Source organism: Pseudomonas sp. TMW22091 (assembly GCF_022496705.1).
GTDB lineage: Bacteria > Pseudomonadota > Gammaproteobacteria > Pseudomonadales > Pseudomonadaceae > Aquipseudomonas > Aquipseudomonas saxonica.
The window spans coordinates 113,319-129,604 of the sequence record NZ_SCFI01000010.1; the positions used below are offsets into that span (position 1 = coordinate 113,319).

The following is a 16,286-nucleotide window of genomic DNA, read 5'->3' on the forward strand; positions in this document are numbered from 1 at the left end:
ATGAATACACCGGCCTATATTTCCCTGCGTGTGGCGCACATCATCAGCGAGACCCACGACAGCAAGTCGTTGGTGTTCGACGTGCCTGAGGCCATGCGTGAACAATTTGCCTATAAGGCGGGTCAATTTCTGACCTTGCGCGTTCCCCACGAAGGCGGTTGGTTACCACGGTGTTACTCGCTGTCGAGCACACCGCTGGTGGACGAACCCCTGCGCGTTACCATCAAGCAAGTGCGTGATGGCCGTGCCTCCAACTGGCTGTGCCAGCAACTGCGCGAAGGCGATCAGCTAGACGTGCTGGTGCCGGCCGGGGTGTTTGTGCCGCGTCATTTTGACGATGACTTCATTCTGTTTGGCGGCGGCAGCGGCGTGACGCCGGTGCTGTCCATCCTGCGTTCTGCGTTGATCGCGGGCACAGGCAATATCCTGCTGATCTACGCCAACCGCGATGAAGCCTCGGTGATCTTTGCCGCTGAACTCAAAGCCTTGGCCAGCGCGTACCCACAGCGCCTGCAAGTGATTCACTGGCTGGACTCGGTACAGGGTATTCCGGCCGTTGCCCAACTGGCGCAGATGGCCAAACCCTTTACCCATGCCCAAGCCTATATTTGTGGCCCCGGGCCGTTTATGGATGCCGCCGTCAGCGCCTTGCAGCACATCGGCATGGACCACGGGCGCATTCACGTTGAGCGGTTTGTCTCGCTGCCTGAAGAGGGCAGCGTTGCGGCCCCGGCTGCGGTCAACACCGACGTGATCGGCAGCCAACTCTCGGTACGGCTGGATGGCGAAGAATACGAAGTACCCTGCGCCGAAGGTGAAACCCTGCTTAACGCCATGCAGCGTGCGGGTTTAAGCCCGCCCAGTTCATGCCTTGTCGGCTCCTGCGCTACCTGCATGTGCACCGTTGAGCGCGGCAGTGTCGACATGCTGCGAAATGATGCCCTCGACGCCCAGGAACTCAACGACGGCTGGGTGCTGGCGTGTCAATCGGTGCCCAGCAGCGAACACCTGCGTGTGTGCTTTCCTGAATAACCTGCCAGATGAGTATTCGATGACTTCCAGCCCGAACAGCATTCCCGAGTTAATTCAGTTTGCAGCCCAAGCGCATGCAGGGCGCACCGCCATCGAAGAAAATGGCCAGTGCACCGACTACCGAGAGTTGCCGCACCTGGCGCTGGGCGTCACCCGCAGCCTGATGGCGCTGGGCATCCGCAAAGGTGATCGCGTGGCGATCTGGGCACCCAACGGCCGCGACTGGATCATCGCCGCGCTAGGCATCCATTGCGCCGGTGCGGTGATGGTGCCGATCAATACCCGCATGAAAGGCAACGAAGCGGCCGACATTCTGCACCGCAGTGGCACTCGCTTATTGTTCGTGCAACCGAATTTTCTCGGCATCGACTACCTGGCGATGCTGGCACCTCATCGACCGACGGGGCTGGAGCAGTTGGTCAACCTCGGCGACGCCAATGCCTGGGACGCGTTTTTATCGCTGGGCGCGGCGATCAGCGAACAGGATGCCCAAACACGTGCAGCCAGCGTGGGTGCGCAAGACTTGAGCGACTTGCTGTTCACCTCTGGCACCACGGGCAAACCCAAAGGCGTCATGAGCGCGCATGGGCAAAATATTCGGGCGTTTAGTGAGTACGTGAAAGTGATCGGCCTGATGGCGGGCGACCGATATCTGGTCATCAACCCGTTCTTCCATGCGTTCGGCTACAAAGCGGGGTGGCTGACCTGCTTGCTGGCAGGGGCGACAATTCTGCCGCACCCGGTCTTTGATGCCGAAGCCGTGTTTGAACGCATTGCAGTTGAACGGATCAGCGTACTGCCGGGGCCACCAACGTTGTACCTGTCCATGCTGGCCCATCCCAAGCTGGCCGAGACAGACCTGTCGAGCCTGCGCATTGCAGTCACCGGCGCGGCCACCATCCCGCCCATCCTTATAGAGCGCATGCGTCGCGAGTTGGGTTTTGCTGTAGTGACCACGGCCTATGGATTGACCGAGTGTGGTGGCCTGGCCACCATTTGTGACCCCGACGCCGCCAGCGACGTGATCGCAGGTACCAGCGGGCGGGCGATCCCAGGCACCGAAGTGAGCATCCGCGACCCGCACAACCAAGCGTTGGCGGCAGGCTCAACAGGCGAAATCTGCCTGCGTGGTTTCCATGTCATGCAGGGTTATTTTGAAGACCCCAAAGCAACGGCAGAAACCATCGACCGTGACGGTTGGTTGCACACGGGTGATATAGGGGTGCTGGACACGGCGGGGAATCTGCGGATCACCGATCGCTTGAAAGACATGTTTATCGTCGGTGGCTTTAACTGTTACCCGGCGGAAATCGAAGCGGGCTTGATCGAGCACCCGGCGATTGCCCAGGTGGCGGTGATTGGTGTGCCGGATGAACGCATGGGGGAGGTGGGGTGTGCGTGTGTGGTGTTGCGTCATGAACAAACACTGGATGAGGCCAGCTTGATTCAATGGGCGCGCGAGCATATGGCCAATTACAAAGTGCCAAGGGTCGTACGGTTTTATGATGCATTGCCGGTCAATGCGTCGAATAAAGTGGCCAAGAATGAACTGCGGGCGGCGTGGTGTTAAGAACGTTTAAATGGCTATTGAGGAAACTCAAGGGACCAGTTCGCCATGTTCATCTAAGAATTCGAGAATGACCTCGTACGGGGGGAGGCTGGGGCTCAGCTGATTAATGTTACTGTAAATATTGATTCTGTCAGCACGCACCAATGAGTAGGTATAGCCTATGACCGTGTTGTCCGTATCCAACACTTCTTTTCGGGTGCCGGCAAATAGACGTACAAGTATCTTATTGAGCTTTATTTTATTGAAATCTTGATTGATAAGGCCTGCAACGAAGTGAGGAAACGTGTGCGGACTGCGCGAGTTTTCAGGAATGGCATAAATGCCTTCTTGGGCAAGAGTACGCCGATTGTGCATCTTTACTCGGATACGCAGACTTTGTCCGATAGGAACAGAAATGGGCTTGTTACCATCATAGAGCGCCGTGAGTTCACCGATTACTGGAGTGCGATCGGCAAATGTTTCTGTGTGGATAATGGGCAGTATCGGCTCCGGCTGAGCTTCTAAAGGCCGTTCAGAAGGGTCTACATCATGGACGAGAATATCTTTATTGAGGCGGTTAGATGCAGGAGCCAGTTCCGGATGTTCGCCTGTCGCGACAGTCTCGTCAGGGGCGTTATCCGGTTCAACACCCGTTGAGTAATTGATAATGACAAGCCACGTGGCAAGATCAGGAGTTAGTTTCTCCTTGAGCGTGTTGATTTCACCACGAAACGCTGAGTCAGCGAGGAAGTTGCGCGGAACTTCGTAGCGGGGTTGATAGCCAATATTCGCCGCGGCCTGAGCAGCTAGTCGTTGCATAAACGTTTTGACAGCCGACGTTGAAAAGGGAATCGTGCGGCGCATGTAGTTGCTGTATACATTGGTCATTAGCATTTCAAGCAGCAACTCAGTAATGATGTGGTTACTGGCGAACAACCACAGTGTGGTATCAATAAAATCCTGAGTGTATCGTGAAGGCCAACTATTAGGCTGCGTCATGTTAGCGTAGGTAATGAGGTAATCCAGCATGTCGAGTGCGTTTCTGTTTTTGCTGCCTTTTGCTTCACTCACTTGTAATGTTTTATTGAAATATTCGATTGTTGTGGTCATGTTCAGCGCGAGCAGCAGATGATCGCAATAAGCATTGCGTTCAGGGACGACATAGTGAGTCTCGTCAAAAAAACGAATACCTTCCCAAGATAAAGCGTCGTCACTTATGATCACGCCCGATGAATAGGCCGTGGGTTGGCCATCAATCGACACTGTATAGCGGACAGGATCGGCAGCTAACAGTGCTGAAATGAGATCTTTCGAGTTTTCTAGCGCTTCAGCGATTGTACTCCTCCTGCCCTTGCGGCCCTTGATAGACGCCCCTGTAGAATTCTTTGAACCAGGCGCTATCATGGAGTCGAACTCCCAGCAAAGACCATTTTCTGCGGCAGGTTGAAAGCTGAGTTGGATGTACTGGTTGTGATCGTCATTGAGCCTGATAGTGCCCGCTTGATTTAACGCCTCAAACTGTCTGAAGACATAATGATTAGCCCATAACTCTTTTTTACGCCACTGGTCTTCTTTATAAGGTCCGGGCAGTACAGTAATTATGTTCTCGGCAGGTGTTAGTGGTGTTGTTAGTGATGGTAGTGCTGTAGGTGATGACAGTAAGGCTGTGTCCCTGGGCACTCTCAGTATTCTGTTTATCGGAATGACAAGGGGTTGTTGGTTCGGAAGAGCCAGTGATACAGGTTTAAACAGGCCATGTTCGCTGAAAATATTGGTGGCGATGGCTTTCTCTTTAACCAACGGTGCGAGCCCCAACCCTTGTCGGGTGGCCTTGGATGCCAAAAAGCCACGGACGTTAGGAATGCTAGAAACGAGTTCAGCAATTCCTGATGCTGCAGCTTCCCACTGGAAGCGGAATTTCTCATCGGGCTGATCCTCCGCGAAGCTTTGTATAAGGGGGGCCAAGGGGCCGAAAATCAACCCCAGAACACTGGATGTGACGGTGAATGCACCTGCAAATATTGAAATAAGACTCCAGCCAAATTTTAACTGCTCCAGAAGTTTCAGGGTCTCGAGTTCAGATTTCGAATGAACCAGCAAATCGGCATCTTCGGTGAAAAGTTCCTGATAAGACTTTATGATTTCTTCAGCGGGATTCGTGAATAGCGTGAATGTCAGCGGCAGGCCAGCGATGCTGTGGTTAGTCACGTAGTTCTTGTGAAATTGACGACGGTCCATGCAGCTCTTAAAATCATCAGTGTTATTTATATAGGCATTATGCACAGCGATCGGTGTGTGAAATTCCCAGTGCTTATTGTCTGGGAAAGAATAAACAATCTGTTCATTTCGATTTTTAAAGCCCGAAATAACACCCGGGAGCACGCGGCCTTCCAAAGAGACTGAGCTAAAGGGTTCGTAAGCTTTCAGGGAGCGTAACGTGATGTTTATGAGTTCGTGTTGAAGCTTGATGGTATCGGTGTCCTTAAAGGTCTCTTCAATGAGCTTGATATAATGCGAATAAAAATCGCGATTGATAAGCACTTTAGCAACTTTGGCCGCGCCGGTTTCAGTCGTGCCCATGAACAGGGGGGAGTGGCTGTAGGTCAGTTGGGTACGTAGAAATTCGTGGAGTCGTTTTTTTTCGGTGATGCCCCACAGGATTTCCAATAAGCTGGTGGATTGATAACGGGGCTCGAGTTGTGCGCGTCTTTGTTTAGTGTTAATTGGATTTATAGACTCCTCCCTTTTTTCCCACACGCGAGTGCTACCACTAATACCCTCGCGATCTTGAAGGTTGGGGAGTTGCTCTTCTATGACCTGCTTTATGTAGGTCTCTGAGTATTGACGTACATCATAGGTTCTAAGGTCCGCGGTTTGCCCTGCACGCATAAGTTCAGCGGTGCGGTGCATGTCTCTGTTTATCTGTTTGACAATCTTCCACTCTTGCGTCAAAGCGAGTATTTCTGTTTGTGCTGGAACAGAGGTCAGGTTGTCCCATTTTATTACACAGATGGAGGGTGGGAGATAGTTGTTTGAGCGTGTGTGGATGCCGTTGGCAAGTTGAAGCAGTGTGAAGTGCTCTTTGTGTATGGCGTAGGGCACATGGTATTCAACCTCAAAAGTACTTTTGGCATTCAGTGGCGATCCAGGCATATATTTGTCAATGATTTCAGCGATTCTGCCAACCATAAAATCTTTTCGGTCTTTGTTCTTAAGAACCGAGGTGCGTGCATCAACCCTCTTATTATTTATAAATTGATACTCTATCAAGTCCTGGATTACTTCTCGAGTTTCAAGAATGACTATCATGTCTTGATTGTAGCGGTCGTGTACCGTGAACGTCACTTTTGGCGTCGCGTGGGTTTCATCACGCAACCTAACGATTTCTTTGATGAGGTTGTCGCAATAAATAATGGCGCGAACCAGTGTGTTTTCAGTTTTGAAACTCTCCAGTTTTCCGTGGGTATCGATACGGACTTTATCCCACGGGTAAGCGATAAGGGCACTGGCTGTTGTAATGCCGTGGATAGGGGCCGGTGGAGGGATATTTGCGTATGAAAAAAACAGGCTCTTGCGGGAGGTGGGGCTGTTAACTTTTGGAAGGTTGTTCAGGGCCTCCAAGAGCCGCTTTAATTTTGCCACCCTGTCATTGATTGCAGGTGTTAATTCTCTTCTGATTCGTGTGGTGTTGTAGCTGATTCTTTCATTGTAGTCAGCTATTGTTTCAGTCACTGGTCTCCCACCAAGGGCGACCTTTCCCCGTCTGGTGTAGTTTCTGTTGTTCTCTATAAACGGTTCTTGGACCTGACGTGTCCGTTCAGAAAGCTCGTTGATAAAGCCTGCCAGTACTCTCTTCGTCGCCTTGATGTCGGATTCTATCGTGTCCCGACTTTCCAAGTTTGGGGGCGTACTTTGGCTGATAGGCAAGGCAATAAATTCATAAGGCTGTTTCAATCTTTGTTCGGTTTGGTCAGATGTGTCTCGTTTTTTTCGACTGGCTAAAGGCGGCGTGCTGGGAGATGCAGTTGTTTCATCAGAGGGAGGGGAGGTTAGAAGGGCATCAAACGAGGCCAATGACTCATTGAGTGCGGCGACCTCAATAATGAGTGTATCCAGCCAATGATCGACTGCATCTGCAGTAAAATATTCTTGAGGAGCGGCGAGCATAATGAGCAGATCGTCGCATAGTTGTTTGATTTTACGGGCTGCATCAGACGCTGTGGGTGCGGGTGAAGACGTATATCTCTTGATCAGTGCGTACGCAGATGCTGAGAATACTAATAAGGATACCCCTGCCAAAGCGCCTTCTATTTGCCAGTTATTGGCCTTCTTTTTAGCGACGGGGCGGTCAGGAGGTGTCGTGTTTTCGATGAGGTTTTCTTGTTCCGATGTCGGGTCTGTATGTGCCGCGGATGACCTGACTAACAATTCGATGGCATCCGCATCTTCCTTCTGTTTCTGTGCCGCCAGTTTATCTTTGCGATAACTATGGCGGGCCTTGAAGGCCAATACCATTGCGGCCATGAAAGTGAAAGCAGCTACGCCCCCGAGTACGGGCGTTGTATCCATGGGTTCGGGTTTCGCCTTAGGCGTATCATCGGCCTCTGAACTTGTCGGTATCACGGCTAAAAACATGATCAAGGGCACCAGTGATGCCTGGGGCTGTAAAAGGCCCCTTATGACATCCCCCAGAAGACCTTCACTGGCATAGTTAACGGCACTTTTCATCAAGCGGAGCAGAGGTGGGGCAACATCGATAGCCAGATAAAGCGATTTGATCACGGCTTTTTGAACGGGCCCCGGTTGCGCCTCGACTTCTTCGATCACCGCCTGTCCTAACACGGCTTCAGGAATCGCGCCCAACCACTCCTGGGCGATGCGCTGCACCTGTTCGCGCAGCCAGATAATTTCAGGGTTAGCCTGCACTTCCGGCTGTGTATACAGGCTCACCAATAGACGGGTCACCCACTGGATGCGCTGACCGGTTTCTATGGGTTGAACCTGTTTCAATACGCGGTAAAGCCCTGGTAAAACGGGTAGCCATATCAGGGCTTTATCAAAGGCCCACACTGTTGTGTCATCGGCGTGTTCGACCAGCAGTTGACGTATCAGAGCAACGCTTTCATCTCCCAGTTGCTGCTTGTCTTGCGTGGCGTGCCACAAGCTCCACAGATTGATCAGGCGGGCAACGTTTTTGGTCAGAAACAGGCAGGTGTTTAAAACTTTTTGCATCTGTTCAGGCAGCAGTTGGCCCTTGTTGGCCATGCTTGTCACCATGCTTTTGACTGACTGCGTTGAGACCGTTAAGAAATCACTCCAATTGTCTCCTTTCCAAGAGCCGATGATGCTGGCTGTCGCTGTCAGTACGGGCTGGATGAGGTCTGCAGGCACCCCGCTGGCAATGGACTGAGCTCGGACGAATTGGGAGTCAGGCGCTTGTAGATCACGTTTCAGGGTGCCACCGATCAAAGCCGGCAGGTCTTGCCAGCTGGCGGTTGCGTATTCGTCCCAGAACTGGTTATCCAGCACTTGCGACAACGCCCGGATCATTTTTCCGTGCTGGAAAATGTCACTGGTCAGTAGTTTCCAGACCTGCTCCTTTTCCGGCAGCCAGAGTATCTCGGCGATGGTTTCCTTGGCGAAACGGGTCCAGGTCTGTTTGGGATCGAACAAGCGCAACACCATGTTCATGCCCGCTTCTTGTCTGGCAGAACCGCGCAGTGCCGCGTGCGCGAAAGACAGAGGCTCGGCCATCAACTGCCCGACTTCCCCTGCACCACTCATGCGCGCAATAAAAGGTTTACTGGTGTAGTGATCAAGGGTGAGCAGGGCGGCACTCATGCCGCTGGTGTCCTCTGGCGCCGCCTGCTGACCTGTTTTAAGCAGCGCGAATACCTTGAACAGACCGCCAAACGCGTCTCCAGCGTATTTGTTGAGTATTGGCAGCGCTGTATCGTCGACCAACAGGTGAAACAGCGCAGTGAATTTACTCAAGGCGTCGTTACTTTCATTGAACTGAGTCAGAAAGCGTTTGAGGGGAGGAGCGTCTTCAAGCTCGGCTTTAGATTCGGCCTGCACATACAGCGCATCCAGAACTTCGTAAAGTCGCTGACCCTGCTCGACAATTTCAATAACCCAGCCTGGTAACAGGTCGGCCTCGCGCAGCCCCTCAAACACAGACTCGGGTGAGTCCCACGATGCTTGAGACAGGTGTAGCCAGGTTTGAGCCATCTCCAGGGCGCCGCGTAACAGGTTTTGCACCGGGGCGAGGGTGTGCTTGCCTGCAAGCGCTTGCACTTCGGGCATATGAGCCAGCGCAACCAGGCTTTTGAGGGTCAAAACACTGTGCGCAACGGTGAATGCTGCTCGTTGCTGCTGTACTTCGATGATGTGATGAAGATGTTGGGCAATGGCGATATAGGGTGTAGCCGTGGGTGTGAGGCTGTTTTGAGCCTCGAGAAAATCGAGCAGTGCCTTGCTTTTGATAAGCATGGATATATGTGGCTCGGCCAACACGGTTACCAGTTGTTGGAAGCCTTTGAGCAGCGTCAAAGGTTCGGCAAAGTAATCCTTGAAGGCTTGCCAAACCCAGTCCAGAAACGAGTTGCCCACTTGCTGGAGCAGCGCTTCGATCATGGGCTGCCAGAGACTCTGTTCAAAACCCGACGTGTCAGTTGCTCCGGGCTGGATGATATTGCCGGGGGCGACCAGGTTGAGAAGCTCCGTGCCCCCTTGAAGAAGCTGGCTCGCCAGGGCCTGGTCAGGTGCAGCTTTATGCACGGGGACCGTCGCAGGTTTTTCGAGCTCAGATTTACCCATTGCTAACCACCCTATAAGGAGCAGGCATGAGTGAAATGGTAGCTTTTAGTGTAGGAGGGTTATCTGTTTGTTTTGAATGAAGTGAAACGTATTTGGATGATTGCGACGGTTGGTACGTGCCTAATCAGCTTCCTTCAAACCTGGCGGTACGCTTTCAATAAAGGCCTGCATCCCTTTCTTCTGGTCGCGCGAGGCGAACAACAGTGCATTGGCCTTGCGTTCCAGGGCCAGGCCACTCTCCAGCGGTGCTCTGCGAGCCGCTGCACTTGCTTGACTGCGGTCAGGAATCGGATGGCGCGTTGGCGATGGTGATGACCTCGTGTCCGGGGTGCGTGGTATAGAACACTCATCTAAGGGTAGGGAATTTCATCTTGATTTTGTGCTGGAATCGCCGAGAAACTCAACTTCATCAGTGGTGTTTTCAGGTTCAACACCTTCAGAGTTAAGGATCAAGACAAGCCACGTGGCAAGGTCAGAGGTCAGTTGTGATTTGAGCTTTTCAATATCTTCGAGAAACAGTGAGTCGGCAACATAGGAGCGCGGCTCTTCGTACCGGGGTTGATAATTAATGATTTGCGCGGCCTGAGCAGCAAGCCGTTGCATAAATGTTTTAACCGCCGATGTTGACAATGGAGCCGTGCGCGATTGGTATTTGCCATATACATTATTGATGAGCATTTCAAACAGTAATTCCATAATCACGTTGCTGCTGGCTAGTGCCGACAGGGTGGTATCAATAAATACTTGGGTATAGAGGGCTGGCCAAACAGTCTCGTGCACGCTGGCGTAATAAGAAATGAGGTAATCCAGCAGCTTGAGTGCATTTAGGGTGTTGCCGCCTTTCACCTTACTGATCTGGAACGTGTGATTGAAATGATTGATGGTTGTGGTCATGTCCAGCGCGAGCAGCAGGTGATCGCAATATGCATCACTTTCTGGGGCATTATAATTAACCTTGTCAAAATAGCGGGTACCTTCCCATGATAAAGCCTCGTCACTAATAATTGACCCCGAAGAAGATTCTGCGGATTGGCTGTCAAAAGACACCGTATAGCGGACAGGATCGGCAGCTAATAGTTTTGAAATGTCATCTTTTGAATTCTGCAGCACCTCACCCATCGAACTTCCTCTGCGGTTCCGCCTGTTGGAAGGTGAACCTGTAGAGGTATCTGATGCAGCCCTGATTTTAGCTTCGAACATCCAGCGACTGTTGCTGGATGCGGCAGGTCGAAAGCGGAGGTAGACGTATTGAGAGTGATTGCCGGTGAGCATAATAATGCCCGCTTGATTCAATGCCTCGAACTGATTAAAGACATAGTTGTTAGCCCATAACTCCTTTTTACGCCACTTATCTTTTTTATAAGGGCCTGTTAGCACAGTAGTAATTTCTCCGTCTAGCACTGTTGGAGAATGTAAGGCATTGGTTTTGCGCAGCACTCTTCCCAAAGGAACGACTAGGGCTTGTTTGTTCGAAAGAGCCTCTGGCACAGGTTTAAACAGGCCATATTCGCTGAAAACACCAGGGGTGATTGCTTTCTGATTCTGCGGCGAGAGCCTGAATGCTTTTCGGGTAGCGTTGGATGCCAAAAAGCCGCGGACGTTAGGAATACTGGAAAAGAGTTCAGCAATGCCTGCTGCTACAGCTTCCCACTGGTAGCGGAATTTCTCATCGGGCTGGTCCTCCGCGAAGCTTTGGATAAGAGGCGCCAAGGGGCCGAAAAGCAAGCCCAGAACACTAGACGTGACAGAGAATGCGCCTAAAAATAGTGAAGTAACGCTCCAGCCAAATTTTAAACGTTCCATGATTTTCAGGGTCTGAAGTTCAGATTTTGAGTGGATAAGCATGTCGGCATCTTCTGCAAAACGTTCTTGATAAGACTTTATGATTTCTTCGGCGGGGTTTGTGAATAGCTTGAATGTTAGGGGCATGCCCATGAGGGGTATGCCCTGAGGTGTTTGATTGACCATTTGATTTTTGTAAAACTGACGACTGTCCATGCACGTCTTGAAGTCATCAGTGTTGTTTATATAGGCCTCATGCACTGCTATTGATGTCTCGAATTTCCAGAGTCTATCGTCTGGAAAAGAATAAACAATCTGATCGTTGCGATCTCTAAACCCCGAAATAACGCCCGGAAGTACTCGGCCTTTCAAAGAGACTGAACTAAAGGGTTCATAAGGTTTCAGGGGGCGTAACGTGATGTCTATCAGTTCCTGTTGCAGCTTGATGGTTTCGGCGTTCTTGAAGGCTTCTTTGATGTGCTCGATGTAGAGGGGATAAAAATCTTTAGAGATAAGCGCTTTGGCAACTTTAGCCGCACCGGTTTCAGTCGTGCCCATGAACAGGGGGGAGTGGCTGTAGGTCAGTTGGGTACGTAGAGATTCGTGGAGTCGTTTTTTTTCGGTGATGCCCCACAGAATTTCCAATAAGCTAGTGGATTGATAACGGGGCTCGAGTTCTGTGTTTATTTGTTTCTTGTTTTTAGTGTTGATATCTTCTTCTCTTTTTTCCCATACGCGTGTACTACCACGAATGCCCACGCGATCTTCAGGGTCAGGAAGTAGTTCCGCCGTTATTTTCTGTATGAATGCTTCTGAGTACTGACGAACATCAAGGGCATCAAGGTCAGCAAATTGTTCATCACTCATAAGTTCTGCGGTTCGCTGAGCGTCTCTGTTTATCTGTTTGATAATCAGCCATTCTTTGTTCAATGCAAGAATTTCTGTTTGTGCTGGAACAGATGTTAAGGTTGCCCATTTCACAAGTTGTTTTGATCCGCTGCGAGTGTTTTTTGAGACGGTGTGGATGCCCTTGGCAATTTGAAGCAAGGTAAAACGCTCTGTGTGTATCACGTCGGACACATGGTATTCAACGTCGAAAGTACTGTCGGCATTGAGTGTCGATCCAGGCATATATTTGCCCAGGATTTCACCAATTCTGCCGAGCATGAATTCTTCTCGGTCTTGATTTTTACGAAAGAGCAAATTCCCGAGCACGTTCGGATTTTTGCTAAATTGATAGTTAATCAAGTTCTCAATTATTTCCCGAGTGTCCACAATGACCGTCAAGTCTTGATTGTATTGGCGGCGTATTGAAGGCGCGACTTGAAGGGACGCACTAGAGGCGTCACGCCGTTCAAGGATCGCTGCGATGAGTGCATCGCAATAAAAAGTGGCGATAATCAGTTCGTTTTGCTCTGTAAAACGTTCGAGTTTACCGCTGGTGTCGATAAGGACTTCACCCCAAGGGTAGGCGATGAGGTCTCTGGCTGTTCTAATACCAGTGATATTTGACTCTGGAGAAATACCTTCGTATGAAAAAAACAGGCTCTTGCGGGGGAGCGCACTGTTTACCTTTGGTTGTGTGGCGAGTGCATTTACAAGAATTCTTAGTTTTTCTGTTCTCTCATTGATTGCAGGTGTTAATTGCCGTCTGATTCGTTCGGTGTTGCGGCTTATTCTGGCCGTGTAATCTTTTAATGTTTCAAAAACCAATACAAAACTGGTCCCGCGGCGCTGCAAATTTCTTGTATGTGGATTGTTGGCTTTAAAGGGCTCTTTTATTTGACGTGCTCGTTCAGAAAGTTCGTTGATAAAACCTGCCAGTTCGGTCTTGGTTGCCTTGATGTCGAGCTCTATAGCGTGCCGGCTTTGTAAATTTGGGGGAGCACTTTTCCTGATCGGAAAGGAGACAGTGCTCATCTTAAATGCAGTTATAAAATCTTGTTGATTTTGAGAGAACGTGTCTCGTTTTTTTCGATTTGCTAAGGGCTGTGGGGTGGGAGACGTCGTTGTTTCATCAGAGGGCGTGGGTGTGAAAAGCGTATCAAACGACGCCAATGACTCATTGAGTGTTGCTACCTCAGAAATGAGTGCTTCCAACCAATGATCAGACGTTTCTGGAGTCAGCTCTATCTCTTCTTGAGGAGCGGAGAGCATAACGAGCAGCGTGTCGCATATGTGTTCGACTTTCTGGGCTGCATCAGACGCTGTTGGCGTGGGTGAAGACGTATATCTATTGATCAGTGCGTAAGCAGACGCTGAGAATAGTAATAAGGATACCCCCGCCAAAGCAGCTTCAATTTTCCAGTTGTTGGCCTTGTTTTTAGCGACGGGTTGGTCAGGTGTAGTCGTGTTTTCAATGAGGTTCTCTTGTTCCGAAGAAGCGCCTGTTAGTACAACGGGTGCCATGACTAAAGATTCGACAGCATCAGCTTCTTCTTCCTGCTTCTGTGCCGCTAGCTTACCTTCGAGATAACTTCTACGGGCCTTAAAGGCCAAAACTATCCCGGCCACGAAAGTGAAAGCGGTCACTCCCCCAAGTACGGGCGTTGTATCAATGGGTTGAGGATCAGGTTTAGGCGTCGATGTCTCTTTACTGGCCTCGGAACTATCGGGTATCACCGCCAAAAACATGATCAAGGGCACCAGTGACGCCTGAGGCTGTAAAAGGCCCCTTATGACATCCCCCAGAAGGCCTTCACTGGCATAGTTAACGGCACTTTTCATCAAGCGGAGCAGAGGCGGTGCAACATCGATAGCCAGATAAAGCGATTTGATCACGGCTTTTTGAACGGGCCCCGGTTCAGCCTCGACTTCTTCGATCACCGCTTTTCCCAATACAGCATCTGGAATTGCGCCCAACCACTCCTGGGCGATGCGCTGCACCTGTTCGCGCAGCCAGATAATTTCAGGGTTAGCCTGCACTTCCGGCTGCGTATACAGACTCACCAATAGACGGGTCACCCACTGGATACGCTGACCGGTCTCTATGGGTTGAACCTGTTTCAATACGCGGTAAAGCCCTGGTAAAACGGGTAGCCATATCAGGGCTTTATCAAAGGCCCACACTGTTGTGTCATCGGCGTGTTCGACCAGCAGTTGACGTATCAGAGCAACGCTTTCATCTCCCAGTTGCTGCTTGTCTTGCGTGGCGTGCCACAAGCTCCACAGATTGATCAGGCGGGCAACGTTTTTGGTCAGAAACAGGCAGGTGTTTAAAACTTTTTGCATCTGTTCGGGCAGCAGTTGGCCCTTGTTGGCCATGCTTGTTACCAAGCTTTTGACTGACTGCGTTGAGACCGTTAAGAAATCACTCCAATTGTCTCCTTTCCAGGAGGTGATGATGCTGGCTGTCGCTGTCAGTACGGGCTGGATGAGGTCTGCAGGCACCCCGCTGGCAATGGACTGAGCTCGGACGAATTGGGAGTCAGGCGCTTGTAGATCACGTTTCAGGGTGCCACCGATCAAAGCCGGCAGGTCTTGCCAGCTGGCGGTTGCGTATTCGTCCCAGAACTGGTTATCCAGCACTTGCGACAACGCCCGGATCATTTTCCCGTGCTGGAAAATGTCGCTGGTCAGTAGTTTCCAAACCTGCTCTTTTTCGGGCAGCCAGAGTATCTCGGCGATGGTTTCCTTGGCGAAACCGGTCCAGGTCTGTTTGGGATCGAACAAGCGCAGCACCATGTTCATGCCCGCTTCTTGTCTGGCAGAACCGCGCAGTGCCGCGTGCGCGAAAGACAGAGGCTCGGCCATCAACTGCCCGACTTCCCCTGCACCACTCATACGCGCAATAAAAGGTTTACTGGTGTAGTGATCAAGGGTGAGCAGGGCGGCACTCATGCCGCTGGTGTCCTCTGGCGCCGCCTGCTGACCTGTTTTAAGCAGCGCGAATACCTTGAACAGACCGCCAAACGCGTCTCCAGCGTATTTGTTGAGGATTGGCAGCGCTGTATCGTCGACCAACAGGTAAAACAGCGCAGTGAATTTACTCAAGGCGTCGTTACTTTCATTGAACTGAGTCAGAAAGCGTTTCAGGGGAGGAGCGTCTTCAAGCTCGGCTTTAGATTCGGCCTGCACATACAGCGCATCCAGAACTTCGTAAAGTCGCTGACCCTGCTCGACAATTTCAATAACCCAGCCTGGTAACAGGTCGGCCTCGCGCAGCCCCTCAAACACTGACTCGGGTGAGTCCCACGATGCTTGAGACAGGTGTAGCCAGGTTTGAGCCATCTCCAGGGCACCGCGTAACAGGTTTTGCACCGGGGCGAGGGTGTGCTTGCCTGCAAGCGCTTGCACTTCGGGCATATAAGCCAGCGCAACCAGGCTTTTGAGGGTCAAAACACTGTGCGCAACGGTGAATGCAGCTCGTTGATGCTGTACTTCGATGATGTGATGAAGATGTTGGGCAATAGCGATATAGGGAGTAGCCGTGGGTGTGAGGGTGTTTTGAGCCTCGAGAAAATCGAGCAATGCCTTGCTTTTGACAAGCAAGGTAATCTTTGGATCGACCAACACTGCAGCCAGTTGTTGGAAGCCATTCAACAGTGCCAAGGGTTCGGCAAAGTAATCCTTGAGGGCTTGCCAAACCCAGTCCAGAAACGAGTTGCCCACTTGCTGGAGCAGCGCTTCGATCATGGGCTGCCAGAGACTCTGTTCAAAACCCGACGTGTCAGTTGCTCCGGGCTGGATGATATTGCCGGGGGCGACCAGATTGAGAAGCTCCGTGCCCCCTTGAAGAAGCTGGCTCGCCAGCGCCGGGTCAGGTGCGACTTTAAGCACGGGGACCGCCGCAGGTTTTTCGAGCACAGATTTACCCATTGCTAACCACCCTATAAGGAGCAGGCATGAGTGAAAGGGTAGTTTTTAGTGTAGGAGGGTTCTCGGCTTTAATTGAATGAAGTGAAACGAATTTGGATGATTGCGACGGTTGGTACGTGCCTAATCAGTTGCCTTCAAGCGTGGCTGCCCGCTTTTCAATACATGCCAGAAGCACTTTCTTTGGGTTACGCAAAGCAAAGGACAGCGCATGGGCGTTACGTTCCATCGCCAACCTGATGATATTCGTAAACACTGGAAGTAAAAGGTGTGCCGAGCCGGATTATGC

General features: G+C 51.1%; 4 protein-coding genes and 1 pseudogene. 2 read left to right on the forward strand and 3 right to left on the reverse strand.

Annotation, left to right across the window (positions count from 1 at the left end):
• The gene (locus EQV93_RS18005; protein ID WP_240892103.1) at positions 1–1,032 is read left to right on the forward strand and encodes a ferredoxin--NADP reductase; all 1,032 of its coding nucleotides are present in this window, start codon (positions 1–3) and stop codon (positions 1,030–1,032) included.
• Between the two features lie 19 nt (positions 1,033–1,051).
• Positions 1,052–2,602 carry a FadD3 family acyl-CoA ligase gene (locus EQV93_RS18010; protein WP_240892104.1) on the forward strand — a complete coding sequence of 517 codons (1,551 nt, stop codon included), beginning with the start codon at positions 1,052–1,054 and terminating at the stop codon, positions 2,600–2,602.
• A gap of 27 nt (positions 2,603–2,629) precedes the next feature.
• Here EQV93_RS18010 and EQV93_RS18015 read toward each other — a convergent pair whose 3' ends face one another.
• The 3 genes and pseudogenes from EQV93_RS18015 to EQV93_RS18020 all read right to left on the reverse strand — a co-directional run bounded on the left by EQV93_RS18015 (position 2,630) and on the right by EQV93_RS18020 (position 16,000).
• Positions 2,630–9,400 carry a hypothetical protein gene (locus tag EQV93_RS18015; RefSeq protein WP_240892105.1) on the reverse strand — a complete coding sequence of 2,257 codons (6,771 nt, stop codon included), beginning with the start codon at positions 9,398–9,400 and terminating at the stop codon, positions 2,630–2,632.
• 124 nt (positions 9,401–9,524) lie between these two features.
• Positions 9,525–9,661 (reverse strand): annotated as a pseudogene (locus tag EQV93_RS22480) (enoyl-CoA hydratase); the annotation flags it as partial.
• A gap of 105 nt (positions 9,662–9,766) precedes the next feature.
• Complete coding sequence (locus EQV93_RS18020; protein WP_240892106.1) at positions 9,767–16,000, reverse strand: hypothetical protein; 6,234 nt, start codon at positions 15,998–16,000, stop codon at positions 9,767–9,769.
• Positions 16,001–16,286 lie beyond the last annotated feature (286 nt).

Coding starts and splice junctions, on each gene's coding strand:
- EQV93_RS18005 (WP_240892103.1), top strand. CDS start 1: ATGAATACACCGGCCTATATTTCCCTGCGTGTGGCGCACATCATCAGC.
- EQV93_RS18010 (WP_240892104.1), top strand. CDS start 1,052: ATGACTTCCAGCCCGAACAGCATTCCCGAGTTAATTCAGTTTGCAGCC.
- EQV93_RS18015 (WP_240892105.1), bottom strand. CDS start 9,400: ATGGGTAAATCTGAGCTCGAAAAACCTGCGACGGTCCCCGTGCATAAA.
- EQV93_RS18020 (WP_240892106.1), bottom strand. CDS start 16,000: ATGGGTAAATCTGTGCTCGAAAAACCTGCGGCGGTCCCCGTGCTTAAA.